Genomic DNA, 25,383 nt, shown 5'->3' with positions numbered 1-25,383 from the left:
CTTCTCCGGGCATTTTTATTTCTATTCCTTATACCCGCTACGCTTTTTTTCTGCCGCGCTGCTGCGATAATTACAGCAAGGCGCAATGCGGTATTGGCGCATTGCCGGGAGCAGAGGAAGACATTATGGATTACGAATTTCTGCGCGATATTACCGGAGTGGTAAAAGTGCGTATGTCCATGGGCCACGAGGTGGTGGGGCACTGGTTTAACGAAGAAGTGAAAGAAAACCTGGCCTTACTTGATGAAGTGGAACAGGCGGCGCGTGCGGTTAAGGGCAGTGAGCGCTCCTGGCAGAGAGCAGGGCATGAATACACGCTCTGGCTGGATGGCGAAGAAGTGATGGTTCGCGCTAATCAGCTGGAGTTCTCTGGAGATGAAATGGAAGAGGGGATGAGCTACTACGACGAAGAAAGTTTTTCGCTCTGTGGTGTAGAGGACTTTCTTCAGGTTGTGGCGGCATACCGCGAATTTGTGAATCAATCCTGAAATATTTCAGATATCAATGAAGCCGGGTGAGATTAACCCGGCTTTTTTTCACCTGAATGATTATTTGATTTTAATTAATCATTTTAAAACTGTGATCTGCCGCGTTTGCGATCTTGTTTTGATTGAATATAATCGTTATGATTTTTTTTAATCACAACATGACAACAGGCGGGAAGACCATGAACATCAAGAAGGCAATAGAACGCGTACCCGGCGGCATGATGGTTGTGCCGTTGGTTATCGGTGCCATTATCAACACTTTTGCCCCGCAGGCGTTGCAGATCGGTGGATTCACCACTGCTTTATTTAAAAATGGCGCGGCTCCCTTGATTGGCGCGTTCCTGCTCTGTATGGGCGCGGGAATTAGCGTAAAGGCGGCGCCGCAAGCTTTGCTACAAGGCGGCACGATTACGCTGACCAAGTTACTGGTCGCGATTGCGATTGGTCTCGGGGTTGAACACCTGTTTGGCGCGGAAGGCATCTTTGGCTTAAGTGGCGTCGCTATTATTGCGGCAATGAGTAACTCCAATGGCGGGCTTTACGCGGCGCTGGTTGGCGAGTTTGGCAATGAACGTGATGTCGGCGCGATCTCCATTTTGTCTCTGAATGACGGACCTTTCTTTACCATGATCGCGCTGGGCGCAGCGGGTATGGCAAACATTCCTGTCATGGCGCTGGTGGCGGTTCTGGTACCGTTAGCGGTTGGCATGATCCTCGGTAACCTTGATGCCAATATGCGTGACTTCCTGACCAAAGGCGGTCCACTGCTTATTCCTTTCTTTGCGTTCGCACTTGGAGCCGGTATTAACCTGGAAATGCTGCTACAAGGCGGTCTGGCGGGCATTCTGCTGGGCGTGCTGACCACCTTTGTGGGCGGCTTCTTTAACATTCGTGCCGATCGTCTGGTAGGCGGGAGTGGTATTGCTGGTGCTGCGGCATCCAGTACGGCGGGGAACGCCGTCGCGACGCCACTGGCTATAGCACAGGCCGATCCCTCGCTGGCAGAGGTTGCCGCTGCGGCAGCGCCGCTGATCGCTGCGTCAGTCATTACAACCGCCATTCTGACGCCAATTCTTACGTCGTGGGTCGCGAAAAGACAGGCTCGTCAGACCGTGCAGGAGAAGAAAGCATGAAAATGATCGTTATCGCCGATGACTTTACGGGCTCTAACGATACCGGCGTACAGCTGGCGAAAAAAGGGGCGCGTACCGAAGTAATGCTGACCCCAGCGCAGAAACCGTCGCGCCGCGCCGATGTTCTGGTCATCAATACAGAAAGCCGTGCGATGCCGGCAACGCAGGCTGCTACAGCTGTACAACAAGCGTTAGCGCCATTGTGTGAGGGCGTAACAACACCGCTGGTATACAAAAAAATTGACTCGACATTCCGTGGCAATGTGGGGGCTGAAGTCACCGCAGCCATGCGTACAGCCGGTCGGGCGTTGGCTGTGATTGCTGCGGCGATTCCTGCTGCCGGGCGCACCACGCAGGATGGCTTGTGCCTGGTCCATGGTGTGCCGCTGCTGGAAACGGAATTCGCCAGCGATCCAAAAACGCCTATTCACTCTTCGCGTATTGCTGAACTGGTCGCGCTGCAAAGCGAAATCCCTGTACATGAGGTATCGCTGGCGGATGTGCGCCGGGGAAGCTTGAGTGCGCTGCTGAGTGCTTTTGCAAAAGCAGGCGAATGTATGGTGGTGGTGGATGCAGTGGAAGAGCGAGATCTCGCGTTGATTGCTCAGGCTGTCTGTGAGCAAAAACAGATGCCGCTACTGGTCGGGGCGGCGGGGCTTGCCAATGCGCTACCGGCCGGAACGTTTATGCAAGAGAAACAGGAATTACCGGTGTTGGTTGTGGCTGGCTCAATGAGTGAAGCAACGCGACGCCAGGTGGAAAAAGCAGTGTGTCAGGGCCGGGCAAAAGTCGTTGATATCGATGCCTCGCGGTTGGTTGCATCGTCATTTGCACAGGAAATGGACTCTGTTATTGAACAGGCTTGCGCGCAACTGAGCCAGCAGCAGCACACGATCTTACGCACCAGTCGGTGTGCAGAAGACCGGGACATGATCGACACGCTGTGTTTCAACGTGGGGATGAGTCGCCAGCAGTTGGGAGAGTTGCTGAGTCAGCGTCTTGGGGAGATAACGCTACGCATTATTGAACAAGCACGTATCGGCGGTTTGTTCCTGACCGGAGGCGATATTGCCACGGCTGTCGCCAGTGCGTTGGGTGCCGAAGGGTATCGCATCCACAGTGAGGTCGCCCCCTGTATTCCGTGCGGAACGTTTGTGAATAGTGAGATTGACGACTTGCCGGTAATTACCAAAGCGGGCGGATTCGGTTCTGATACGACCCTTTGCGATGCGCTGTATTTTATTGAGGAGATGTACCGTGGTAACTAAAACAATTGCGATTACGATGGGAGATCCGGCGGGGATTGGTCCGGAAATTATTGTTAAAGCACTACGCGAAGATGAACTTAATGGTGCACCGCTGGTGGTGGTTGGGTGCCTAAAAACGCTGCAGCGGTTACAGGCTCAGGGGCTGGCTGACGGAGTAACATTTCGCGCTATCGAACAGGTCGCCGATGCCAGATTCACGCCAGATACGATTCATGTGATTGATGAACCGCTGGCGAAACCTGACGAACTGGTCCCGGGTACAGTGCAGGCGCAGGCGGGCGATCTGGCCTATCGCTGTGTGAAGCGGGCGACTGAACTAGCGATGAAGGGGGATGTGCATGCCATCGCGACCGCGCCGTTGAACAAAGAAGCGCTGCATCTTGGTGGACACAATTATCCCGGGCATACCGAACTGCTGGCAACGCTGACGGAAAGTCGTGATTACGCGATGGTGCTGTACACCGATAAGCTGAAAGTTATCCATGTTTCGACGCATATCGCTCTGCGCAAATTCCTTGATACGCTCAATGGGCAACGTGTCGAAACGGTGATTGGTATCGCGGATACCTTCCTGAAGCGCGTAGGCTTTGCACATCCGCGTATTGCCGTTGCGGGGGTGAATCCACATGCCGGAGAGAATGGCCTGTTTGGCGATGAGGAAATTCGTATTGTCGGACCCGCGATTGAGAATATGAAAGCGAAGGGGATGGATGTTTACGGTCCGTGCCCGCCGGATACCGTGTTTTTACAGGCTTATGAAGGTCAGTATGACATGGTGGTGGCGATGTACCACGATCAGGGGCATATCCCGCTGAAATTGCTGGGTTTCTATGATGGTGTAAATATCACAGCAGGTTTACCGTTTATTCGTACCTCTGCCGATCACGGTACAGCATTTGATATCGCCTGGACGGGAAAAGCAAAATCTGAGAGCATGGCCGTATCGATCAAACTGGCAATGCAACTGGCGTAATTTACTGTTATGAAAGGGCAACACCGTCTGGATAAGATTGTGGCGTATTTGAAAAATCATACGCTGGTAACCGTGGAACAGTTGGTTGACGCGGTTGACGCCTCCCCTGCAACGATCAGACGCGATCTCATCAAGCTGGATGAACAGGGGGTGATCAGCCGCAGCCACGGCGGTGTTGCGTTACGACGCTTTGAAGCGGCGCAGCCAACCACAAACGAAAAGCAACTGCGATCGCCTGCTGAGAAACGGGCGATTGCGCGTTTTGCCGCCTCAATGGTGCGTGCGGGCGATGCCGTAGTGCTTGATGCCGGTACCACAATGCTGGAGCTGGCAAAATGTCTGACGCATTTACCGCTGCGAGTGATTACCGTTGATCTGCACATTGCCCTGTTTTTGTCAGAATTCCGTCAGATAGAGGTGACGATTGTCGGTGGGCGTATCGATGACAGCAGCCAGTCCTGTATTGGTGAGTTTGGCCGGAAAATGTTGCGTAGCGTCTATCCCGATATCGCTTTTATGAGTTGTAACACCTGGAGTATGGAAAAGGGTGTAACCACGCCAACGGAAGACAAAGCGGGATTAAAGCAGGAGATTATTGCTAATGCTCAACGGAAGGTATTGCTGGCGGATAGCAGTAAGTACGGTGCACATTCATTGTTTAATGTCGCGCCGCTCAGTCGCTTTACCGATGTTGTTACCGATGTGAATCTACCGCCAAACGCGCAGACTGAATTAAAAGCGCAATCCGTTGCCCTGACGCTGGTACAGCCAGAGTAACGGAAATATCAACCGTGGTTGTGCCGGAGATTATTTAACGTAGGCCAACAGGCTCAGGGAGTCACGCGCCAGTGCTTTGCATTTCTTTGCTGTTGGGATGCCGATACCGCTGAGATCGCGGTAGCTGTCTTCACCCAGCGCTTTCATATTGAAGGTGTCGTAATTACTCAGGTCCCACTGGTTTTGCTGGGCAAAAAAGACCAGCGCACGACGAATCTGCCCATTAGGCAAATTCTGGTATCCACAGTCATTTTTCAGAAAAACAAAAACTGCCGTTAAATCGGCCATATCTTCGGCTTCGGACTCACTAAGCGCGTAGCTGTTTGCGCATACGGCCATCAGGCTGCCGAACAAAACTGTTCTGAAAAACGTCTTCATTGCTTCTACCACTGCATCACGGAATTTAAACGTTAGCATACTGCGAGCGAAGCGACGACCTTTATTATTAGCCGTTCACTTGACCTTCCCGTAAGGGGAAGGCTTATGCTTAAAAGATAGCCTGCTTAAGCTGCTGAATATAAGGAAGTGATTATGCAACGTCGTGACTTTTTAAAGTACTCCGTGGCGCTGGGCGTCGCGTCAGCGTTACCTCTGTGGAGCCGGAGCGTATTTGCCGCAGACCGCCCTGCATTGCCCATTCCAGACCTGTTAACCGCGGATGCATCTAATCGCATGCAGTTGGTGGTGCAAGCCGGACAGTCGAGCTTTGCTGGTAAAACAGCGACGACCTGGGGATATAACGGCAATTTACTCGGACCTGCGGTCAAGCTGAATAAAGGGCAATCAGTGACCGTGGATATCCACAACCAGCTTGCCGAAGAAACGACGTTGCACTGGCACGGACTGGAAATCCCCGGTGAAGTAGACGGTGGACCGCAAGGCATTATCCCGGCGGGCGGGAAACGTTCAGTGACCTTCACGCCGGATCAGCGCGCGGCAACCTGCTGGTTCCACCCGCATCAGCATGGGAAGACTGGTCGTCAGGTGGCGATGGGACTGGCCGGGCTGGTGCTGATTGAAGATGAAGAGATTCGCAAGCTGCTGCTGCCTAAGCAGTGGGGTATTGATGATGTACCGGTAATTATTCAGGACAAACAGTTCTCTGCTGATGGGCAGGTTGATTATCAACTGGACATCATGACCGCCGCTGTTGGCTGGTTTGGCGATACGCTGCTGACCAACGGGGCGATTTATCCTCAGCATGCCGCACCGCGTGGCTGGCTGCGCCTGCGTCTGCTGAATGGTTGTAACGCACGCTCCCTGAACATTGCGGCCAGCGATAATCGTCCTTTGTACGTCATTGCCAGCGACGGTGGACTGTTGGCGGAACCGGTAAAAGTGACCGAGCTTCCTATGCTGATGGGCGAGCGCTTTGAAGTGCTGGTGGATGTCAGTGACGGCAAAGCTTTTGATCTGGTCACTCTTCCAGTCAGCCAGATGGGGATGGCGATTGCGCCATTTGATAAGCCGCACCCGGTGATGCGCGTTCAGCCGCTGCTGATTACCGCTTCCGGCACGCTGCCAGATTCTCTGACATCCATGCCATCGTTGCCGTCACTGGAAGGTCTGACGGTGCGCAAGCTGCAGCTGTCGATGGATCCGATGCTCGATATGATGGGCATGCAAATGCTGATGAAGAAATACGGCGCTCAGGCCATGGCGGGGATGGATCATGGGAAGATGATGGGCCATATGAATAATGACAATATGGGCCACGGCAATATGAATCATGGCAATATGAACCACGGTGAGATGGGGAATATGCAGCATGGTGATATGGGCAATATGAAGCATGGATCATTCGACTTCCATAACGCCAACCGGATTAATGGTCAGGCGTTTGATATGAATAAACCGATGTTTGCCGCGGCGAAAGGGCAGCACGAACGCTGGGTGATTTCCGGTCAGGGCGACATGATGCTGCATCCGTTCCACATTCACGGCACGCAGTTCCGCATTCTGTCTGAGAACGGCAAAGCGCCAGCCGCACACCGCGCGGGATGGAAGGACACGGTGCGGGTAGAAGGCGGCGTGAGCGAGGTATTGGTGAAGTTTGACCACGACGCGCCAAAAGAGCATGCCTATATGGCGCACTGCCACCTGTTAGAGCATGAAGATACCGGAATGATGCTCGGCTTCACCGTCTAAATAAATCGCGCTGTGCTTATCCGGCCTGCAGAAATCCCTCGTAGGCCGGATAAGACACAGTCTCTTTCCAGCGTTTCACCGCACGACTCCCTCCTCCTGCAAATTCTGCTATTGCACATAAAGTAATCGCCTTTGAAGCCGATAATTATTGGGTACCCAATGTGAGTTCAATGGATGAAATACTATGATTAAAAATGTGCGCGTAATTACCGGTATTCTTCTGGTTCTCGCCATTTTCTGTTTGCTACAGGTCGTGACAGGAAGCTTTTTTTATTCTGCGGTAAACAATGATCGCCATAATTTCCAGAACTCAGGCACCCTGAATGCCCAACAGGAAAATCTGAGTGATAGTGTCAATACGCTGATTAAAACCCGGGTAACAGTAACCCGCGTAGCAATTCGTTTCTTAAAGAATCAACGCGATCCGGCCTCACTGGCGGCAATTGATACTTTGCTAAAAACGGCGAGTGAGTCGATGAAAAAGGCTGAGGGATACTTCGCGCATTATCAGTCATTGCCGCAGGTGTCGGGGCAGAATCCACAAATTGCATCTGAAATGGAAAAACAGTATCGGCAGATGCACGACGTGATGGCGTTATCGATAGAGTATCTGCGCGCGAATAATTATCAGGCCTATGGCGATCTTGATGCTCAGAAGGCGCAGGATGAGATGGAAGCCAGCTATGACCAGTGGCGTAACGAAAATAACGCGCTGCTGCAGCACGCGGCGGCGGAGAATCAGCACAGCTTTACCCGCATGCAATGGACGTTAGGGGCAATTGTCGTCGCTGTGCTCATCGTTCTGGGCATGATCTGGAGTGGGTTGCAGCTTATGCTGCTTAAACCCCTGGCGCAGATCATGGAGCATATCCGCATTATTACCCGTGGTGATCTGACCCATCAACTCGACGTCCAGGGACGTAATGAAATGGGGCGTTTGGCGACGGGCTTAGATGAAATGCGACAGTCGCTGATTTCGACAGTCACGTCGGTGCGTAACAGCTCAGAATCGATTCATAGCGGCGCAGCGGAAATCTCATCAGGTAATAACGATCTGTCTTCGCGTACTGAGCAGCAAGCTGCTTCACTTGAAGAGACAGCCGCCAGCATGGAACAGCTTACTGCGACCGTGAAGCAAAATACGGACAATGCGAAACAGGCGACTCAACTGGCTAAGAATGCGTCTGATACTGCCGCGCGTGGTGGACGGGTTGTTGATACAGTCGTGCACACAATGAGTGAAATTGCCGGTAGTTCACAGCAAATTGCGCAGATCACCAGCGTCATCGACAGTATTGCTTTCCAGACCAATATCCTGGCGCTCAACGCGGCGGTTGAGGCAGCCAGAGCAGGGGAGCAGGGACGCGGATTTGCTGTTGTGGCGGGTGAAGTCCGTACCCTGGCAAGTCGTAGCGCTCAGGCAGCCAAAGAGATCAAAGCGTTGATTGATAACTCAACTCACAGCGTGGGGATGGGATCTCAGCAGGTGTCGGACGCGGGTAAAACGATGAAAGAAATTGTCGCTGCGGTCACCCGCGTGACGGACATCATGGGGGAAATCGCCTCAGCCTCGGAGGAGCAGAGTCGGGGGATTGAGCAGGTGAGCCTCGCTGTCTCGCAGATGGACAGTGTCACACAACAAAACGCCGCGCTGGTAGAAGAGTCTGCTGCCGCCGCCGCTTCGTTGGAACAACAAGCTGAACAGTTACGCCTGGCCGTGGCAGCATTTCGTATCACTCGCGATGCCTCCAACAGTGAGCATCGAAACCCACCTAAGGATGCCCCACGAGCGACTTCTGCGGGGAGTACGCCACAAGACCCGCATTGGGAAACGTTTTAGTTACAGGCTGCCGGCGCCCCTGGTTTTTCTTAATATGCGCACAAAAAACGCTGCAAACGGGTTCTCCTGTGAACTATCAGAGGAACCCGCTCTCTTTACTGGTATACTTCATCAACTGAATTGTTTGTATGCTGTCGCAAGTTTTGTGGTTAGAGCGGGTCGCCGTCTGTCAGTCGGTGTATCAACGTAAGCGCTTTCTTTCGATCTGCATGATGTGTCAACTGATAAAAATCAGTGAGTTATAGGGTTTATGAAACATACTGTTGAAGTGATGATCCCGGAAGCGGAGATCAAAGCGCGTATTGCTGAACTGGGGCGCCAGATTAACGAACGTTACAAGGACAGCGGCAGCGATATGGTGCTGGTTGGTCTGTTACGTGGCTCATTTATGTTTATGGCGGACTTGTGCCGTGAAGTGCATGTCTCTCACGAAGTCGATTTCATGACGGCATCCAGCTACGGTAGCGGAATGTCTACCACGCGTGATGTTAAAATCCTGAAAGACCTGGATGAAGACATCCGTGGCAAGGACGTGCTGATTGTCGAAGACATCATCGACTCCGGCAACACGCTATCTAAAGTGCGTGAAATTCTGAGCCTGCGCGAGCCGAAATCCCTGGCTATTTGTACGCTGCTGGATAAACCTTCTCGTCGTGAAGTGAATGTTCCGGTCGAGTTTATCGGCTTCTCTATTCCAGATGAGTTTGTGGTCGGTTACGGCATTGACTATGCCCAGCGTTATCGCCATCTGCCGTATGTCGGCAAAGTGGTGCTGCTGGACGAGTAATCCCGCAGGCGTCTGATGGCGCAGGTTTGTAGGCCGGGTAAGGCGTAGCCGCCTCCCGGCAATGTCACATCATTTATGGTTGCTGTGTTTTTGACTCAGGTTAGACAACCCCTGACGATAGCGCTGCTCCAGCGTTTCACGACTGGTGGCGGTGACGTCCAGATCGCGCAGCAGACCGTCATGAATACCGTAAGCCCAGCCGTGAATAGTGACTTTCTGACCACGCTTCCAGGCTGAACGCATAATGGTTGAGTGGCCCAGGTTATAGACCTGTTCCATGACATTCAGTTCGCACAGGGTGTCCATACGACGTTCCTGCGGCATTTCGCCCAGCAGTGAGCTGTGTTTGAACCAGATATCGCGGATGTGCAGTAACCAGTTATCAATCAGCCCCTGTTCTTTATTTTCAATCGCCGCCTGGACGCCGCCGCATCCATAGTGGCCGCATATAATAATATGTTCCACTTCCAGCACATCCACCGCATACTGAACCACTGAGAGACAGTTCAGGTCGGTGTGAATAACCAGATTAGCAACATTACGGTGAACAAATAATTCACCCGGTTCAAGACCGGTTAAACGTTCAGCGGGAACGCGGCTATCGGAACATCCAATCCATAGAAAACGCGGATTCTGGGCATGCGTCAGCGTTTCAAAAAATCCGGGATCCTCTTCTACCAGCATCTTTGACCATAGTGCATTGTTGCTGATGAGTGTATCTATGTCTTTCATGGAGTTGTACGACCCGAAGCCAGATAAATTCGATGGGCTAATATAGGGTAACTCCAGCATTAATTAAACTATATATAAAATGTCAGAACGTAAGGTAAGTAAAAAACCATGACCATTGCTCTGGAACTTCAACAACTTAAAAAAACCTATCCCGGTGGCGTTCAGGCGTTACGCGGCATAGATTTGCAAGTCGAAGCGGGTGATTTTTATGCGCTTTTGGGACCGAATGGCGCAGGAAAATCCACCACCATTGGGATAATCAGCTCGCTGGTGAATAAAACCTCCGGGCGGGTGAGCGTCTTCGGATACGATCTCGAAAAAGATACGGTTAACGCTAAACGCCAGCTTGGTCTGGTACCGCAGGAGTTTAACTTTAACCCGTTTGAAACCGTGCAGCAGATCGTGGTCAACCAGGCGGGTTACTACGGTGTTGAGCATAAAGAGGCGGTCAAACGCAGCGAATTATATTTAAAGCAGCTCGATTTATGGGAAAAACGTAACGAGCGTGCGCGCATGCTTTCCGGCGGGATGAAACGGCGTCTGATGATTGCCCGTGCGCTGATGCACGAGCCAAAATTACTCATCCTGGATGAACCAACGGCGGGCGTCGACATTGAGCTGCGTCGTTCAATGTGGGGCTTTTTAAAGGATTTAAACGATAAAGGCACCACCATTATTCTGACCACCCACTATCTCGAAGAAGCGGAAATGCTGTGTCGCAATATCGGCATTATTCAGCACGGCGAGCTGGTGGAAAATACCTCGATGAAGAGTCTGCTCTCCAAGCTGAAATCCGAGACCTTTATCCTCGATTTGGCACCAAAAAGTCCGCTGCCGAAACTGGAAGGTTATCAGTACCGACTGGTTGACACTTCCACGCTGGAAGTGGAGGTTCTGCGTGAACAAGGGGTCAACAGCGTCTTCTCTCAGCTGAGCGCCCAGGGGGTTCAGGTATTGAGTATGCGTAACAAAGCGAACCGACTGGAAGAACTGTTTGTTTCTCTGGTTCATGAAAAACAAGGAGATCGCGCATGATGCAGCTTTACTGGGTTGCGCTGAAAAGCATCTGGGCGAAAGAGATCCACCGCTTTATGCGGATCTGGATCCAGACGCTGGTTCCTCCCGTCATTACGATGACGCTCTATTTTATTATCTTTGGTAACCTGATCGGCTCGCGTATCGGCGAAATGCATGGTTTTAGCTACATGCAATTTATTGTGCCGGGGCTGATTATGATGGCGGTGATCACCAACTCGTACGCGAACGTGGCATCGTCATTCTTTAGCGCCAAGTTTCAGCGCAATATCGAAGAGCTGCTGGTTGCCCCGGTGCCGACGCACGTGATTATCGCCGGTTTCGTCGGCGGCGGCGTGGCGCGTGGCCTGTGCGTAGGCATTCTGGTCACGGCTATTTCACTGTTCTTCGTACCGTTCCAGGTGCATTCCTGGGTCTTTGTGGCGCTCACGCTGGTGTTAACGTCGGTGCTGTTTTCGCTGGCTGGCCTGCTGAACGCGGTTTTCGCCAAAACCTTTGACGATATCAGCCTGATCCCAACTTTCGTGCTGACGCCGCTGACCTATCTGGGCGGCGTGTTCTATTCGTTAACGCTGCTGCCACCGTTCTGGCAGGGACTGTCGCATCTGAACCCAATTGTCTACATGATTAGCGGCTTCCGCTACGGCTTCCTGGGGATTCATGATGTTCCGCTGGTTACCACATTTGGCGTGCTGGTGGTGTTTATCGCGGCGTTTTACTTGCTGTGCTGGTATCTGATTCAGCGTGGACGCGGTCTGCGTAGCTAATTCTTTCTTCCTCTCCCTGGCTGGGAGAGGAAGACTTTTGATGCTTATCACCATTACCGATTTATCACCCTGATAAACTACTTGCCTGCTAAGGAGGTAGGCAATGTTAGGTTGGGTAATTACCTGTCATGACGATAAGGCACAGGATATGCTATATCGTCTGGAGAAAAAGTACGGCCCGTTGGTCCAATGCCAGTCGGTAAATTTTTGGCGTGGGCTCAGCGCGAATATGCTCAGTCGCATGATGTGCCATGCCCTGCATGCTACAGACTCAGGCGAGGGCGTGATCTTCCTGACGGATATGGCCGGGGCCGCGCCTTACCGTGTAGCGTCGTTAATGAGCCATAAACATCCCAAGTGTGAAGTGATTTCAGGTATCAGCTATCCTTTGCTTGAGCGAATGCTTTCGTCGCGGGAATCGATGAGCAGCTCTGCGTTTCGTGATTGCATCGTCGCGCTTGGCGGCCCCGAAGTCACCAGCCTCTGGCATCAACAACAAAAAAATCCCCCCTTCGTGTTGAAGCATGATTTGTATGAGTATTAATCATTGGTATTGATGATGCTTTTGCTACAATAGCCGGGGTTTCTCGCCTCGGTTATCTCAGATGGTTATACGCGTTCTGCTTGTTTTGTTGCTCCTTTTCTCTGGCAGCGTGGCTGCGGCTTTGCCTGCTCGCTATATGCAAACCACCGAAGCAGCCGCTGTGTGGGCGCAGATTGGTAACAAGATGGTGACGGTCGGGAATATTCGCGCCGGGCAGATCCTTGCCGTTGAGCCAATTGCGGCAGACTATTATGAATTCACCTTTGGTTTTGGGACCGGGTTTATTGATAAGGGGCATCTGGAGCCTGTTCAGGGGCGGCAGAAAGTCGACGATGGCCTGGGCGATCTCAATAAACCGCTTAGCAATCAAAGCCTGGTAACCTGGAAAGATACGCCGGTTTATAACGCTCCAGACGTCGGTAGCGCGCCGTTTGGTGTGCTGGCGGATAATCTGCGCTATCCGGTTATCAGCAAGCTTAAAGACCGCCTCAACCAGACCTGGTACCAGATTCGCATCGGCGGCCGGTTGGCTTATGTCAGCGCGCTGGATGCGCAGGAAGACAACGGCATCCCGGTGTTAACCTATCACCATATTCTGCGCGATGAAGAGAACACCCGCTTTCGCCATACCTCTACGACGACCTCCGTACGCGCCTTTAGTAACCAGATGGCCTGGCTCCAGGACCGTGGCTATACCACGTTGACGATGTACCAACTGGAAGGCTATATCCGTAACAACATGAATCTCCCGGCGCGGGCGGTGGTGCTGACTTTTGATGATGGGCTGAAGTCGGTAAGTCGTTATGCTTACCCGATTCTGAAGCAGTACGGTATGAAGGCCACGGCGTTTATCATCTCCTCACGCATCAAGCGTCACCCGCAGAAGTGGGATCCGAAATCACTGCAGTTTATGAGCCTCTCTGAACTGAACGAGATAAGGGACGTGTTCGACTTCCAGTCGCACACCCATTTTTTACATCGGGTTGATGCCAATCACCGACCGATCCTGCTGAGCCGCAGCTATCACAATATTCTGTTTGATTTCGCCCGTTCGCGCCGGGCGTTGTCCCAGTTCAATCCTCACGTCCTGTATCTGTCTTACCCGTTTGGCGGCTATAACGCCACGGCGGTAAAAGCGGCGGGCGACGCGGGATTCCACATGGCGGTCACCACGGTGAGAGGGAAGGTTAAGCCGGGGGATAATCCTTTCTTATTGAAACGTTTGTACATCTTAAGAACGGATTCGCTGGAGACTATGTCGCGGCTGATCAGCAATCAGCCGCAGGGGTAGCTTACTCGTAGGTGACCTGGAAAGTGACGGTACTTCCGAAAACGCCAGAAGTGACGGCTTCGCTTCCGGTTCTTACCAGTTTAGCCTTATAGGTGGCGTTGACAGTATCGACGGGGGCTCCTGCAATAACCCCTGTAGCAATAGCTTCAGGAGCGCCATCAGCATATAGCTGAGGGTAGGCGGGAGAGCTAATTTTAACCGCGACGCCTTTTGCTGCGGTGATGCCACTGTTGCTCTTAATGGCGTTGGTGAACAACCCTTTATCCGCCGTTGTATTTGCTGATTTTGCCACGACGGAAACTTTAACCGTTCCTACGCAAGAGCCAGCGATCTGAAACGGGACTTCTGTCGTTTTGTCATTCTCCACATCGCCTCTGAACCAGTCGCCTAAATCAACGGTAGTTGGTGCCGTCAGGATACAGCTGGGTTCAACAATCGGAATGTTGAACAGCATATCTGAAATCGTAATCAGCGGACGCGGATGGTCTTCTTCGGTGGTGCCAATAGTTCTACCGACGGAAACATGGCCAATGGGGCCGCCCACTGAGCTGATAAATGAAATACCAGCAGGAACCTTAGTAAAACCTGGCATTTGATAAATATCCATTCGCGCATGCCATGTTTTCTCATTCAACATACCTTCGTTATCATGGCTATTTCCGGTCAGGTAATAGGCTCCCGCATCTACAGGAAACCAACCGATGACGCCTTGCCCTGTTGGATACATAGCAATAGCGTATTCAATACCTGGAATATTGGTTCTGAACAGCGCCTTTCCATCGGCGGTATAACCCGTCAGCAACGCGTTATCCGTCATTTGCCAGATGTTTTCACCATCATCTCCTACTGTGCAGTGAGTGGTCATTTGCGGGGTCAGTTCCATCATAATGGAGCTGGCAATAATGGTTGGCTCGGAGACGGGAGGGCGGAGCGTGATGACCGGCTGGGTGCCTGGCGACATAATTTCTCGGGTGTCGCCGTTATAAAATTTACATTCTTTTCCCGCATGAGCCGCACCCGATGCGGCCCACAAAAGTAATACGGTCCATAGCGGAGATAACTTCATGATAAATCCTTTTATTCATAACTCACATCAAGCAATACTTTGCTGGTTACTGTGCCCGCTGTAACGGCCCCGGTATTTTGGTAACGTGCGTAAAACTGATAGTCCGTCAGATAATTGCTACTTTTCTGACCGTCAACGTTATAAATCACTTTGGAACTGCCATCGTTGTTTAACACGTTCGTCTTATAGGCATCAGAAAATATGACGATGCCAACATTTTGTGCCGCGCCAGAGAGAGCATCGTTTTTGAACACCTGCTTCTGGTTATCGACAAAACCGGATTGTGGCGAAAAACGAAATTGCAGCTGTTTTATGCTTGTGCCATCGTCACAATTATCTACATGAATCTTAAATGGCGTGCCGCCCGCTTCATCGGTAGGTGAGTAGCGGTCACTGTTATCACTATTATAAAACCAACTGCGCATTACCGTTGGCAGATAGATTTCCCCACCGTTTTCTACGGTTAATGTACAGGTACTGTTAACAATATTTGCCGTCAAATTGACATTCACGCCTGCAGCCTGGCTTGCGCCGGGCTGCAGTCCACCAGCCAACCCCATAAGCAACACAAGACCGGGCTGGCGTAGAGAAAACGGTAATTGTTGCATCGACATAGCCTGCCTTACGGGTAGGTAACGGTAAAGGTCACGGGGGCCAGGGCTGAACCCGTTCCCACATTGGCAATGGTTCTGTCTTTAGCAACGACAAGGCGTGAATTCATCGGGAATTCACCCGCGCCACTGGTAATTGTGACTTCTTGAGCGGAAGGAGGGGTTTTACAGCTCAACATGACACCGGTATCAACGGAACCAGACCACACTTCAAATCCTGTTGCGAGCCCCGCTGAATAAGAGTCTCCATCCGAGTTAGGACCGGAACAACCACCTCCTGCACCTGGTTTAGCGCTGACGGTTGCCTTGGTCACACCAGAGCAGTTGCTGAATTTAATTTTCAGTGGTTCTACTCGTGTTTTATTTGCAATGTCGGATTTATACACATCGCCAAAGCCAATCTCTGCTGTTTCAGTTCCAGCTCCGTTGACTAATTTAGCGGTGCAGGTTCCTGAAACAACATTAGTCAGGAAAGTCATTTCGACACTGTTGGTACCGGTAATTGCTGCGTTAGCCATTCCTGAAAATAAAGCAGCAGAGACGGAAAGGGCAATAATTTTTGAGTTAAGGTTCATGGTCATGCTCCGTATTCTGCGCATATTATTCATAAGTGAATTCAAACGTTGCAATAGCTTTAAAGCTACCAATAGTCATCTTGTCGGTTTGGGTTTCACGTATTGTGGCAATAAGCGGAACTTCTTTATTGCTAATCTCAGTCGAAGACCATACCAGGCGTTCTGCATCCGTAGTTGAGTTAATGGTGAAAGGCGCTGTCGGTGATGATGCACGGGCTATTTCTATGGCGGAAAAATCACTTCCACCACTCGCTTTATCAATAAGGTTCTTTAATCCTGTTGCAAGATAACCAGATGCAGAACCTTTTACCGTCGTTTTTAATGATTGCAATGATTCCGGACATTCGATAACCGCAATTTTAAACGTTGCTGAAGCGTTACCTGATTTCACATCATCAAAACGAACCTGGCCATTCCCATCACCTATGGTTAATGTTTGCTGAGTATCTGAACCCGTACCACCCACCAATTTCATATCACACGTAGTTTCACGAATGTTCGCAGTAAAGTTAACGTCAAGATTAGTCCCTGCCGCATTTGCGACCCCTGACATTCCCATTGCCAGTACAGTGGCAATGGAGAGGTGGAGAAAAGTTTTCTTCATATAAACTCTCATTGGTTTTTCCCTAAACGGAATAATTACATTTGGCACAACTGATTACTTAAAATAGGCGTCAGACCTGCTTTTGTAGTTGTTTGAGTTAATTGGTAATGAACCGAACAAGAACTGTCTTTACCATTACCCCAAACAATATGTAATACACCCTGATCTTCTACACCGCGAACGTACGCTTGCCCTGCCTGGCCAACCGCTCCTACAGGTTCGTTTTTCTCATTGAACACATCTGCACCCAGAGGAATAAAGCCTTTATCGCTGCGCTGAAGTTCCAGAATAAGCGAGCGGCCTTCATCGGTTTCAAAGTTCACCAGAACAATAGATCCGCTACGTGGCACGGTCACTTCGCTGGTGTTTTTAACCTCAACATCATTTTCGAGCGTGCTGATATCCAGCGAGACGCGGTTTTCTCGGTAGGCCGACATATACGGCAGAATGCCGTAACCGGAGCTATCGATTTCGCTGTTGCCATAGCCGAGACGGGCGCCTTTGGCACCACTGGCTTTTACCAAAGCCAGAGAGTCGTTATCGCCAATACTGCCAGGTGCAAAAGCCAAACCGCCGGAATGCAATACCATTCCACCACTGTAGGTTGCGGAATATTGTTTGCTGTTATCGTCGCCGAACGATGCCGAAATACCCAGCGGGCCATATTCACTATTCCATGAGCTGTAGCCGCTGACCTGGTTAAGATTACCGTAGTTGCCCCCGCTGGAGGCCGCGCTGACGGAATAGCTCACCTTATTGTCCTGTGTATTTCCGCTTGCGGATGAGTTAAAGCTGGTCCCACCCTTCAGATCTGAGCGCAGGCCCATGTTGATATTTGAGAAACCACCAGAACGAGTATCTTTATTTGAGAAAACACTTAACGGAATACTCAGGCTTAAATAAACGCTATCGTCTTTCGCTCCCGTTTGATCATAGGTGCGTTGTACCGACAGGCTGTAACTGCCATAGGCAAAACTGTTGTTATAACCAATGTTGTAGTTCGATGATGAACTTGCACCGTTCCAATAGTCTTGCCATGTGCCGCTGACGAATAACGAACCGTATTGTGCGCCGTTTGATTCCAGCGGTTGGTTAAGGCTAATTTGAACCTGGTTCTTGGTTCGCTGGTAATCATCGTAAAGGCTGGTGCTTGAGTCATAGCTACGGTTGGCATACTTTTGGTACTTGATGCTGTTCTCAAGAGATGCCGCGTCGTTCAGACTCAGATAATCTTCGGTTGAAAAACGATAAGCCGCCACGTTAAATGACGTGTTGGTCGCAGCGATCATTTTGCTATACGTTAAACGATAGCTTTGTCCACTGAGCGTGCCGAGCCCGTCAATTTCCGCGTGTGATTGGGTAACATCAAATGCAAATGCCCCAATTTCGGTATTCATTGCCAGACCGACTAATCCGGCATAAAAATCCATGTCGCTATATTGCGCACCCACATATCCCGTGAATGTATTGTTCAGGCCATAATAAAATGTGCCGTAACCGACTTTTGGTTTTTCGGATAGTGAATCATCATTAAGTTCCCCTACGCCCATATCCCAACGTGTGGCGCCTGGACGCAGCATTTGCGTCACAGAGGAGAACGGAACGGTAAATGAACGTTTACTGCCGTCCGCTTCTTCAATCGTCACCAGAAGATCGTTACCGTAGCCGGTAGTGCTCAGGTCGTTGATTTCAAATGCGCCAGGTGGGACGGTTGTCTCGTAAATCTTATTTCCGCTCTGAGAGACGCTGACTTTTGCGTTACTGTTCGCCACTCCACGGATTACCGGTGCGTAACCTGTGGACCCCATTGGCAACATGCGATCGTCGCTATACATCCTTGCCCCGCGCAGGCTGACGGAATCAAAAGCTTCACCACGGGTGTATGAATCACCAAACACCATTTGCGCGCTAAGGCGCGTTATATCGCGCTGGAGATAGATATCCTGGCTTCTGTACGTTATGCCGTTATCTTGATCCCAGTTGACGTTTCCGCGCGAACGCAGACGCCACGGCCCCATATTTAAGCCATAGCGAAGGCCAGCATAGCCGGTGTCAGATTCGGTTCCATTGCTTTCGCTATGCCAGGCATTCATGTCATAAGAAAGCAATGCAGCAGGGATACCATTTTCCCAGAGTGACGGGTCAACATACCCTGCAGGGAGTTTCAGAACATAGATCTGCGGAAAACTGAGATCCATTGCCTGCTTACTGCTGTCGAAATTAGCCGATGAACCTGGGTAGAATTTTTTAGTATCGACGCATGTCGTATTATCTTCATCCGCAATATCATCATCCAGCATATGGGTATCAACGCCAGACTGTGCCAGCAGGAGTTTGGTTATGCACGGCGCAGCACGAGGCGTACCATTATCCTTGAATGTGATTTCGGACGTTGATTTCAAAGTACCATTCAGATTTACTTTGGCGCGGTAGGTTCCCGGTAAAATAGGGTTGCCGTGCGCAAAACGGCTGACATCAATATTGCCGCCACTATTCAATAAAAACTGATCGTTAAATTCAACAGCATCATCACTCTCCGGCATTTGCTCAACCGGGGATTTGTCAGCGGCGCAAACGCATAAAGGTAAAGCGGTAGTGACCGCGAGGCATAATAACGAGCGTCGAAACAACATGGCACATCCATTTGTCAATGCGGGTAATCTTTACCCGCAGCGTTAAAACAGTCAGGGGAGTGTTAAATAAGTGCCAGTTTATTTGACGATAGCTTCACGGTTATCATTACCGCCATTGTCATTTATCGTAATAAACTGAACGGTGCCGCTTGTGGGATTTGTCAATCCATTCACAGCCATTGTGGCATTGCTAAATGGCAGAGCAGATTGACTCGTCACGTCAAACGTTCTTGCGGCTGTTTTAAATTTCACCGCAGAAATAGAAACGTTGTATGGAGAATTGTTATGCGCCACAAGTGAGACACTATTTCCGTCTTTCTTTTGCGACCATGAAATATTTGTCGCTGCATCTCCTGGCGTACCTTTCAGTCCATCCGGGCGATAGAATAATTTTATGCGCGTACGAAATGCCAGTTGGAGCTGGTTCAGACTTTCTCCCTCTTTCGCTTTTGCTTTAGGTGGGATTTCAAGTACGTTAAACCAAAATAAAGATTCACGATCCTGGGGTAATGCTCCTCCCAGGTAGGTGATTCGCACAGATTGACCTTTCTGTGGATCAATACGTGATACAGGCGGAGTGATAACAAAAGGTAGCTTAAGTTCCTGAGGATTAGTACCGTCACGGCCATCGTCCAGCCAGGATTGTACCAGCAACGGTTTGTTGCCCCGGTTATCCAGATTAACAATCACATCCTTAGATGACTGAGGATATACGATACGTGTTCCTGATATCACGATATCTGCGCTAGCCTGAAATGCCGTTAGAAATGCCGCAGCGAGACAGGTGACTTTTAATCCTTTAAACAACGAAGCACGAAGCATTTCCACTTCCTTTTGGCGTGATAAACAATAATCCCCCAACAGGCGCTGGGGGATAATTACAGTGATGAAAACGAAATTGATTATTCGTAAATCATAGTGAAGGCAACCTGTGCCTGCACGGTACCCGCAGATACTGGGCTGCTTGCTGCATCCCAACCCTGACCCTGGGTGTAGGCTACGCGGTAGTACAGGTTACCTGTACCGGTTGCATCAACAGTTGCTGTTTGGGTGTTGTTGGTCTGATCGATTTTGATTTGATCGGTTGCAGAGTTACCATCGTTAGACAGTACCAGGTTTACATTTTTAGCTGCGCCCTGAGTGTTTGCCGGCGGAACCAGCAGGCCTTTATCAGTAGAAGAAGAACCGGCCCAGGAATCAAACTGTGCAGATGCTTGCTTCACGGTTAATGGATCACAACCCGTCAGGGACAGAGAGAATTTCTTCTCACCCAGGGTGCTGGCGGTGCCCAGCGCATTGGCAAAATCTTTCACAAATACGGTATCCAGGTTAACGTCGAAATCGTTACCGTTCTGATCGATTTTTTGATCCAAAGAGATTTTACAGGTGTTATTAGAAACCAGACCGTGGAAAGTAATGGTGCCTGTATCAGAAGGAATTGGATCTGCCGCCATAGCGGAACCCGCGCTTAATGCCATAACAATAGCTGCTGCCAAACCATATTTTTTAAAAGACATTTCTCATATCCATATATAGAGATTTAATTATAAATAATATACATTTCGCCATGTGAAATTGAGTATATTATTTGTTGAAATATTTAATTTCGCAGAGCAGTGTATAGGGAGCGTTGTAATAAATAAATGGAGATTAAATTAGAAATTCTTTAGTTACTTTTAAGTGAAATTTCTTTTGCTTAATAAACAAGAGATTAAGTGAGGGTGCTATTTATTGATAATATAATATATTAGCAATGAATAAATAATGAATTAATTAAAATAAACAATTCATCCGCTAAATATTTATTTAGTGGATGAATTGTTATTGTATTACTAATTATGCAACCTGAACCGGAATGGCTTTCGCGGTGCGTTTCATTTCGTTGTCGCCTTCAAAATAAGCCACTTTCGGACGCCAGGTACGGGCTTCTTCATCCGACATGGTGACGAAGCTGGCGATAATTACAATATCGCCAACATCAGCGCAATGGGCCGCTGCACCATTCACCGAGATGATTCTGGATCCGCGTTCAGCCGCAATCGCATAGGTTGAGAAACGTTTACCGTTGGTCACGTTCCAGATATCAATAGCTTCGTTTTCCAGAATACCTGAGGCATCGAGGAAATCCTGGTCGATGGCGCAGGAGCCTTCGTAGTGCAGGTCCGCCTGCGTGACTTTTACACGGTGGAGCTTGCCTTGCAGCATAGTGCGAATCATAACTTCTATACCCTGTCGTTTACCCTAGCTAAGCAGGCATTTGTGGCCTGCTTTGAGAAATTATCAGGCAGTATTGCCTGATTTTTAACCCCTGTCTACTGGGCTAATGTAACGCTTTGATTATCGATCAGACGCGCCTGACCCAGCCAGGCGGCGGCCAGAATTACCGCACGTTTACTGGTTTCCGTCAGCTCCAGCAGCGTGTCGGCATCACGGATTTGAATATCATCGGCGCGGAAGCCTTTTTCATTCAGTTCCTGTTCGGCAATGGCAATAATCTCTTGCAGCTCACGATTACCCGCAATCAGCTTTTCAGCGATGCTATTCATCACTTTGTGCAGACCCGGCGCGATTTTGCGCTGCTCAGCGGTCAGATAACCGTTACGCGAGCTGAGAGCCAGACCGTCTTTGGCGCGAATAATCGGCACACCGACGATCTCAATGTCATAACTCATGTCCGCGACCATTTTGCGGATTAGCGCCAGTTGCTGGAAATCTTTCTCACCAAAGCAAGCGATGTCTGGCTGAATCAGGTTGAACAGCTTGCTGACGATTGTGGAAACGCCGCGGAAATGACCCGGACGACTGGCGCCTTCCAGCATGGTGGAAAGACCGGGAACGTCAACGAAAGTCTGGCCTTCCAGGCCCTGCGGGTAGATTTCTTCTACGGCTGGCGCAAAAACATAATCGACTTTGCGCTTGTTCAGCTTTTCACAATCTTCCTGCAGCGTGCGTGGATAACGTACCAGATCGTCCGGTCGATCAAACTGCATCGGGTTGACGAAAATGCTGACGATTACCACATCGGCCCGGGCTTTTGCCTCGTCGACCAGCTTCATATGGCCGTCGTGCAGGTTGCCCATAGTGGGAACCAGTGCGACGCGTTTACCTTCCTGACGCAGACGACGAATATGCTGGCGCAGCAGCGGCAGGGTTTCAATGATTAGCACAACAAGACTCCTTGAGTTGCCTGATGAACCGTAGGCCGGATAATAAACGTAGCGTTGTCATCCGGCACAGTCAGAAAAATTAGTGGAAACTGTGTTCTTCACCCGGGTAAACGCCGGACTCCACTTCAGCCCTATACTGCCGCACCGCGGCACGCATGTCGCCTGCTTCATTGAGGAAATTCTTCGCAAATTTTGGGATATGGCCGCCGGTAATGCCAAACGCATCATGCATAACGAGAATTTGCCCGTCGGTGACGTTACCGGCACCAATACCAATCACCGGAATCGACAGCGCTTCCGTGACACGCTTCGCCAGCTCAACCGGTACGCACTCCAGCACCAGCAACTGAGCGCCAGCGGCTTCTAAGGCCAGCGCGTCATCCAGCAGCACTTGTCCGGCATCGCCGCGGCCCTGAATTTTATAGCCACCGAAGATATTCACCGACTGGGGCGTTAATCCCAGATGACCACAAACCGGCACGGCGCGTTCAGTGAGCATTTTCACCGTATCGACCAGCCAGGCGCCGCCTTCAATTTTGACCATATTGGCGCCCGCACGCATGACCACCGCGGCGTTTTCAAACGCCTGTTCTGGGGTGGCGTAAGCCATAAACGGCAGGTCGGAGAGCAGTAGACAGTTGGGTGCGCCACGACGCACGGCACGAGTGTGGTAAGCGATATCTTCAACGGTCACGGGCAGAGTGGAATCATGTCCCTGAATCGTCATGCCCAGCGAGTCGCCAACCAGCATCACATTGATACCTTCGTCGGCAAATAACTTAGCGAAGCTGTAGTCGTAGGCGGTAATTGTCGCGAAGCGTTTTTTCTCTTGCTTGCATTTCTGCAGCAGTGAAATGGTGGTGGGTTTCATAACATTTCCTGATAATGAAAGTCATATTTATCGGCATTCTAACAGTCACATTCAGGGGGGCAATTGTTTTAAGCAATCGTTTGGCGCTAAAGCAGTAAACGCTAAAGGGGAGGAGATGCTTTACCAGTGTGCAGGTTTTGCTGCACCAAGATGGGTAAGGTGCTGATGCAGGCTGATACCATCCGGAAAGATAAGCTCAGGAGCAATTTCGAATAACGGCCACAGCATAAAACCACGGTTTTTCATGTCGTAGTGAGGCACGGTCAGACGTTCGGTGTTAATCACTTCATCGCCAAACAGCATAATGTCGAGGTCCAGCGTTCGCGGTCCCCAGCGTTCAGCTTTGCGCACCCGGCCCTGCTGTAACTCAATGCGTTGGGTGTGATTGAGCAATTCTTCCGGTGCGAGGGTGGTTTCCAGCGCGACGGCGGCGTTCAGGTAATCGGGTTGATCCTGTGGGCCTAATGGCGGCGTACGGTAGAACGAGGAGACAGCCACGATTCGGCTGTCAGGGATTTCACCTATCGCTTTCACGGCAGCATTAACCTGCTCCAGAGGGGAGGCTAAATTACTGCCGAGGGCGATATATACCCGTCGTTTTTCAAGCTGCATCTGTGTCACCACCTTGATGCGACTCGAAATTTGTTGGATATACGTGATGGGTCATGCGGAGCCTTCACGGCGTGGCGCGCGTTTACGCGGGCGACGATGGCGCCGACGTGCGTCTGGCTCTTCATCCAGCTCGTTCAGCATACCTTTTTGTTCCGGCGGCGCAGAAACCTGGAATTCACCCCACCATTTCGCCAGTCGCTGCAATTCCGCATTGTGTTCGACTTCGGCACGCAGCGCTAACAGGTCGTAAGCGGCGCGGAACTTTGGATGTTCCATCAGCTTCCAGGCGCGTTTACCCTGGCGACGGGACATCCGTAACTGTAGCTGCCAGATATCGCGGGTCAGCGAGGTCAGACGTTTCGGGATCGCCAGTGAGCGGCAGGCTTCGTCCAGCACGTCGTTCATTGCCAGCGCGAAAGCGTCGTAGTAGGCCAGACCGCTTTCTTGCGCAATTTTCTGTGCGGCTTCCAGTAGCGGATACCAGAACATTGCCGCGAACAAGAAGGCCGGGTTAACGCGCATATCATTGTGAATGCGGTTGTCGGTATTCTTCAATACCTGGGCAATGATGCGTTCCATCGGGCTGTCACCGTCTTCGGTGAAATAGCGCGTAATGGTTGGGAACAGCGGCTGGAACAGGCTGTACTCACGCAGTTTTTTATAGGTTTCGTATCCATAGCCCGCCTGTAATAGTTTTAGTGCTTCTTCAAACAGGCGTGCGGGAGGAATATCGTTAAGCAGCGTTGCCAGACGCGGGATAGGCTCCGCGGTTTCCGGGCTGATACGCATGTCGAGCTTGGCGGCAAAGCGTACGGCGCGCAGCATGCGAACGGGATCTTCGCGATAGCGCGTTTCCGGATTACCGATCAGGCGAATGATGCCCTCTTCGAGATCCTGCATTCCCCCGACGTAATCACGTACGGTGAAATCGGCCACGCTGTAGTACAGGCTGTTAATCGTGAAGTCGCGACGCTGGGCATCTTCTTCGATAGAGCCGAAGATGTTGTCGCGCAGCAGCATACCGTTCTGCCCACGCTGTGAGGTTGTGCGATCGGATTCGCTGCCTTCATGATGACCGCGGAAAGTTGCCACTTCGATAATTTCCGGGCCAAACATGACATGGGCCAGACGGAAACGGCGACCTACCAGGCGGCAGTTACGAAACAGTTTTCGCACCTGATCCGGCGTTGCGTTAGTGGTGACATCAAAATCTTTCGGCTTTTTGCCCAGCAAAAGATCGCGCACACCACCGCCAACCAGCCATGCCTCGTATCCGGCCTTATTGAGCCTGTACATTACCTTCAGGGCATTTTCACTGATATCTTTGCGGGAGATAGAGTGCTGCTCACGCGGAATTACCGTCATATGTGGACGGGCGACGGCGAGCTCAGCCTCGCGCTCCTCGCGGCTTAGCACCTTGCGGCAAAAATTAGCGACTCGGGTAAAAATAGTGCACCTCGG

At 50.8% G+C, this 25,383-nt stretch carries 26 protein-coding genes; 12 read left to right on the top strand and 14 right to left on the bottom strand.

Features of this window, described 5'->3' with window-relative positions; all coding sequences use genetic code 11:
- Positions 1-125: 125 nt before the first annotated feature.
- From yacL to BZK41_RS02480, 5 genes are all read left to right on the top strand, one after another.
- Positions 126-488, top strand: coding sequence for a protein YacL (gene yacL, locus BZK41_RS02500; protein ID WP_079937069.1), 363 nt, complete (start codon positions 126-128; stop codon positions 486-488).
- Between the two features lie 179 nt (positions 489-667).
- On the top strand, positions 668-1,621 hold the full coding sequence (locus tag BZK41_RS02495; RefSeq protein WP_079937068.1) for a 2-keto-3-deoxygluconate permease 1: 954 nt from the start codon (positions 668-670) through the stop codon (positions 1,619-1,621).
- Positions 1,618-2,889 carry a D-threonate kinase gene (locus BZK41_RS02490; RefSeq protein WP_079937067.1) on the top strand — a complete coding sequence of 424 codons (1,272 nt, stop codon included), beginning with the start codon at positions 1,618-1,620 and terminating at the stop codon, positions 2,887-2,889. Before BZK41_RS02495 ends, BZK41_RS02490 begins: the two co-directional genes overlap by 4 nt.
- A complete protein-coding gene (locus BZK41_RS02485) occupies positions 2,879-3,862 on the top strand; it encodes a D-threonate 4-phosphate dehydrogenase (protein ID WP_008786220.1) in 984 nt (327 codons plus the stop codon). The genes BZK41_RS02490 and BZK41_RS02485 overlap by 11 nt, the downstream gene beginning before the upstream one ends.
- Positions 3,863-3,871: 9 nt before the next feature.
- Positions 3,872-4,639, top strand: coding sequence for a DeoR/GlpR family DNA-binding transcription regulator (locus BZK41_RS02480; RefSeq protein ID WP_048227081.1), 768 nt, complete (start codon positions 3,872-3,874; stop codon positions 4,637-4,639).
- A 30-nt stretch (positions 4,640-4,669) separates the two neighbouring features.
- Here BZK41_RS02480 and BZK41_RS02475 read toward each other — a convergent pair whose 3' ends face one another.
- Positions 4,670-5,017: a YacC family pilotin-like protein gene (locus BZK41_RS02475; RefSeq protein WP_003018667.1), complete on the bottom strand. Its 348-nt coding sequence runs from the start codon at positions 5,015-5,017 to the stop codon at positions 4,670-4,672.
- Positions 5,018-5,170: 153 nt separating this feature from the next.
- Between BZK41_RS02475 and cueO the strand changes: the two genes are divergently transcribed.
- The 3 genes from cueO (at position 5,171) to hpt (ending at position 9,414) form a co-directional block, all read left to right on the top strand.
- Positions 5,171-6,787, top strand: a complete 1,617-nt coding sequence (gene cueO / locus BZK41_RS02470) for a multicopper oxidase CueO (protein WP_079937066.1) — start codon at positions 5,171-5,173, stop codon at positions 6,785-6,787.
- 184 nt (positions 6,788-6,971) lie between these two features.
- On the top strand, positions 6,972-8,627 hold the full coding sequence (locus tag BZK41_RS02465) for a methyl-accepting chemotaxis protein (protein ID WP_079937065.1): 1,656 nt from the start codon (positions 6,972-6,974) through the stop codon (positions 8,625-8,627).
- Between the two features lie 250 nt (positions 8,628-8,877).
- Entirely contained in the window at positions 8,878-9,414 is a 537-nt protein-coding gene (hpt, locus tag BZK41_RS02460; protein WP_003018658.1) for a hypoxanthine phosphoribosyltransferase, read from the top strand.
- 69 nt (positions 9,415-9,483) lie between these two features.
- On the opposite strand, the gene can is transcribed toward hpt, so the two are convergent.
- Positions 9,484-10,146, bottom strand: coding sequence for a carbonate dehydratase (gene can, locus BZK41_RS02455; protein WP_003018654.1), 663 nt, complete (start codon positions 10,144-10,146; stop codon positions 9,484-9,486).
- 108 nt (positions 10,147-10,254) lie between these two features.
- Between can and BZK41_RS02450 the strand changes: the two genes are divergently transcribed.
- The 4 genes from BZK41_RS02450 (at position 10,255) to BZK41_RS02435 (ending at position 13,783) form a co-directional block, all read left to right on the top strand.
- The gene (locus tag BZK41_RS02450) at positions 10,255-11,181 is read left to right on the top strand and encodes an ABC transporter ATP-binding protein (protein ID WP_079937064.1); all 927 of its coding nucleotides are present in this window, start codon (positions 10,255-10,257) and stop codon (positions 11,179-11,181) included.
- Complete coding sequence (locus BZK41_RS02445) at positions 11,178-11,948, top strand: ABC transporter permease (protein ID WP_079937063.1); 771 nt, start codon at positions 11,178-11,180, stop codon at positions 11,946-11,948. The genes BZK41_RS02450 and BZK41_RS02445 overlap by 4 nt, the downstream gene beginning before the upstream one ends.
- A gap of 103 nt (positions 11,949-12,051) precedes the next feature.
- Positions 12,052-12,492, top strand: a complete 441-nt coding sequence (locus tag BZK41_RS02440; protein WP_079937062.1) for a PTS sugar transporter subunit IIA — start codon at positions 12,052-12,054, stop codon at positions 12,490-12,492.
- A 61-nt stretch (positions 12,493-12,553) separates the two neighbouring features.
- A complete protein-coding gene (locus BZK41_RS02435) occupies positions 12,554-13,783 on the top strand; it encodes a polysaccharide deacetylase family protein (RefSeq protein WP_079937061.1) in 1,230 nt (409 codons plus the stop codon).
- Between the two features lies 1 nt (position 13,784).
- Here BZK41_RS02435 and BZK41_RS02430 read toward each other — a convergent pair whose 3' ends face one another.
- From BZK41_RS02430 to pcnB, 12 genes are all read right to left on the bottom strand, one after another.
- Entirely contained in the window at positions 13,785-14,849 is a 1,065-nt protein-coding gene (locus BZK41_RS02430; protein WP_079937060.1) for a fimbrial protein StkG, read from the bottom strand.
- A gap of 11 nt (positions 14,850-14,860) precedes the next feature.
- Positions 14,861-15,457, bottom strand: coding sequence for a fimbrial-like protein (locus BZK41_RS02425; protein ID WP_079937059.1), 597 nt, complete (start codon positions 15,455-15,457; stop codon positions 14,861-14,863).
- A 14-nt stretch (positions 15,458-15,471) separates the two neighbouring features.
- On the bottom strand, positions 15,472-16,035 hold the full coding sequence (locus tag BZK41_RS02420; protein WP_079937264.1) for a fimbrial protein: 564 nt from the start codon (positions 16,033-16,035) through the stop codon (positions 15,472-15,474).
- A 25-nt stretch (positions 16,036-16,060) separates the two neighbouring features.
- On the bottom strand, positions 16,061-16,639 hold the full coding sequence (locus BZK41_RS02415; protein ID WP_079937058.1) for a fimbrial protein: 579 nt from the start codon (positions 16,637-16,639) through the stop codon (positions 16,061-16,063).
- 35 nt (positions 16,640-16,674) lie between these two features.
- The gene (locus BZK41_RS02410; protein WP_079937057.1) at positions 16,675-19,272 is read right to left on the bottom strand and encodes an outer membrane usher protein; all 2,598 of its coding nucleotides are present in this window, start codon (positions 19,270-19,272) and stop codon (positions 16,675-16,677) included.
- A gap of 78 nt (positions 19,273-19,350) precedes the next feature.
- Positions 19,351-20,094 carry a fimbrial chaperone gene (locus BZK41_RS02405; RefSeq protein WP_079937056.1) on the bottom strand — a complete coding sequence of 248 codons (744 nt, stop codon included), beginning with the start codon at positions 20,092-20,094 and terminating at the stop codon, positions 19,351-19,353.
- 80 nt (positions 20,095-20,174) lie between these two features.
- Positions 20,175-20,789 carry a fimbrial protein gene (locus BZK41_RS02400; protein ID WP_079937055.1) on the bottom strand — a complete coding sequence of 205 codons (615 nt, stop codon included), beginning with the start codon at positions 20,787-20,789 and terminating at the stop codon, positions 20,175-20,177.
- A gap of 319 nt (positions 20,790-21,108) precedes the next feature.
- On the bottom strand, positions 21,109-21,489 hold the full coding sequence (panD, locus tag BZK41_RS02395) for an aspartate 1-decarboxylase (RefSeq protein ID WP_003018640.1): 381 nt from the start codon (positions 21,487-21,489) through the stop codon (positions 21,109-21,111).
- Between the two features lie 95 nt (positions 21,490-21,584).
- Positions 21,585-22,439, bottom strand: a complete 855-nt coding sequence (gene panC / locus BZK41_RS02385) for a pantoate--beta-alanine ligase (RefSeq protein WP_079937054.1) — start codon at positions 22,437-22,439, stop codon at positions 21,585-21,587.
- A gap of 79 nt (positions 22,440-22,518) precedes the next feature.
- A complete protein-coding gene (gene panB / locus BZK41_RS02380; protein WP_079937053.1) occupies positions 22,519-23,310 on the bottom strand; it encodes a 3-methyl-2-oxobutanoate hydroxymethyltransferase in 792 nt (263 codons plus the stop codon).
- Between the two features lie 120 nt (positions 23,311-23,430).
- Positions 23,431-23,922, bottom strand: coding sequence for a 2-amino-4-hydroxy-6-hydroxymethyldihydropteridine diphosphokinase (folK, locus tag BZK41_RS02375; RefSeq protein ID WP_003829228.1), 492 nt, complete (start codon positions 23,920-23,922; stop codon positions 23,431-23,433).
- Positions 23,923-23,973: 51 nt separating this feature from the next.
- On the bottom strand, positions 23,974-25,371 hold the full coding sequence (gene pcnB / locus BZK41_RS02370) for a polynucleotide adenylyltransferase PcnB (protein ID WP_204192014.1): 1,398 nt from the start codon (positions 25,369-25,371) through the stop codon (positions 23,974-23,976).
- Positions 25,372-25,383 lie beyond the last annotated feature (12 nt).

Origin of the sequence: Citrobacter sp. A316, assembly GCF_002042945.1 — a bacterium.
GTDB lineage: Bacteria > Pseudomonadota > Gammaproteobacteria > Enterobacterales > Enterobacteriaceae > Citrobacter > Citrobacter portucalensis.
The sequence above is the reverse complement of the archived record's forward strand: the minus strand, read 5'-3'. Positions and strand labels throughout refer to the sequence as shown.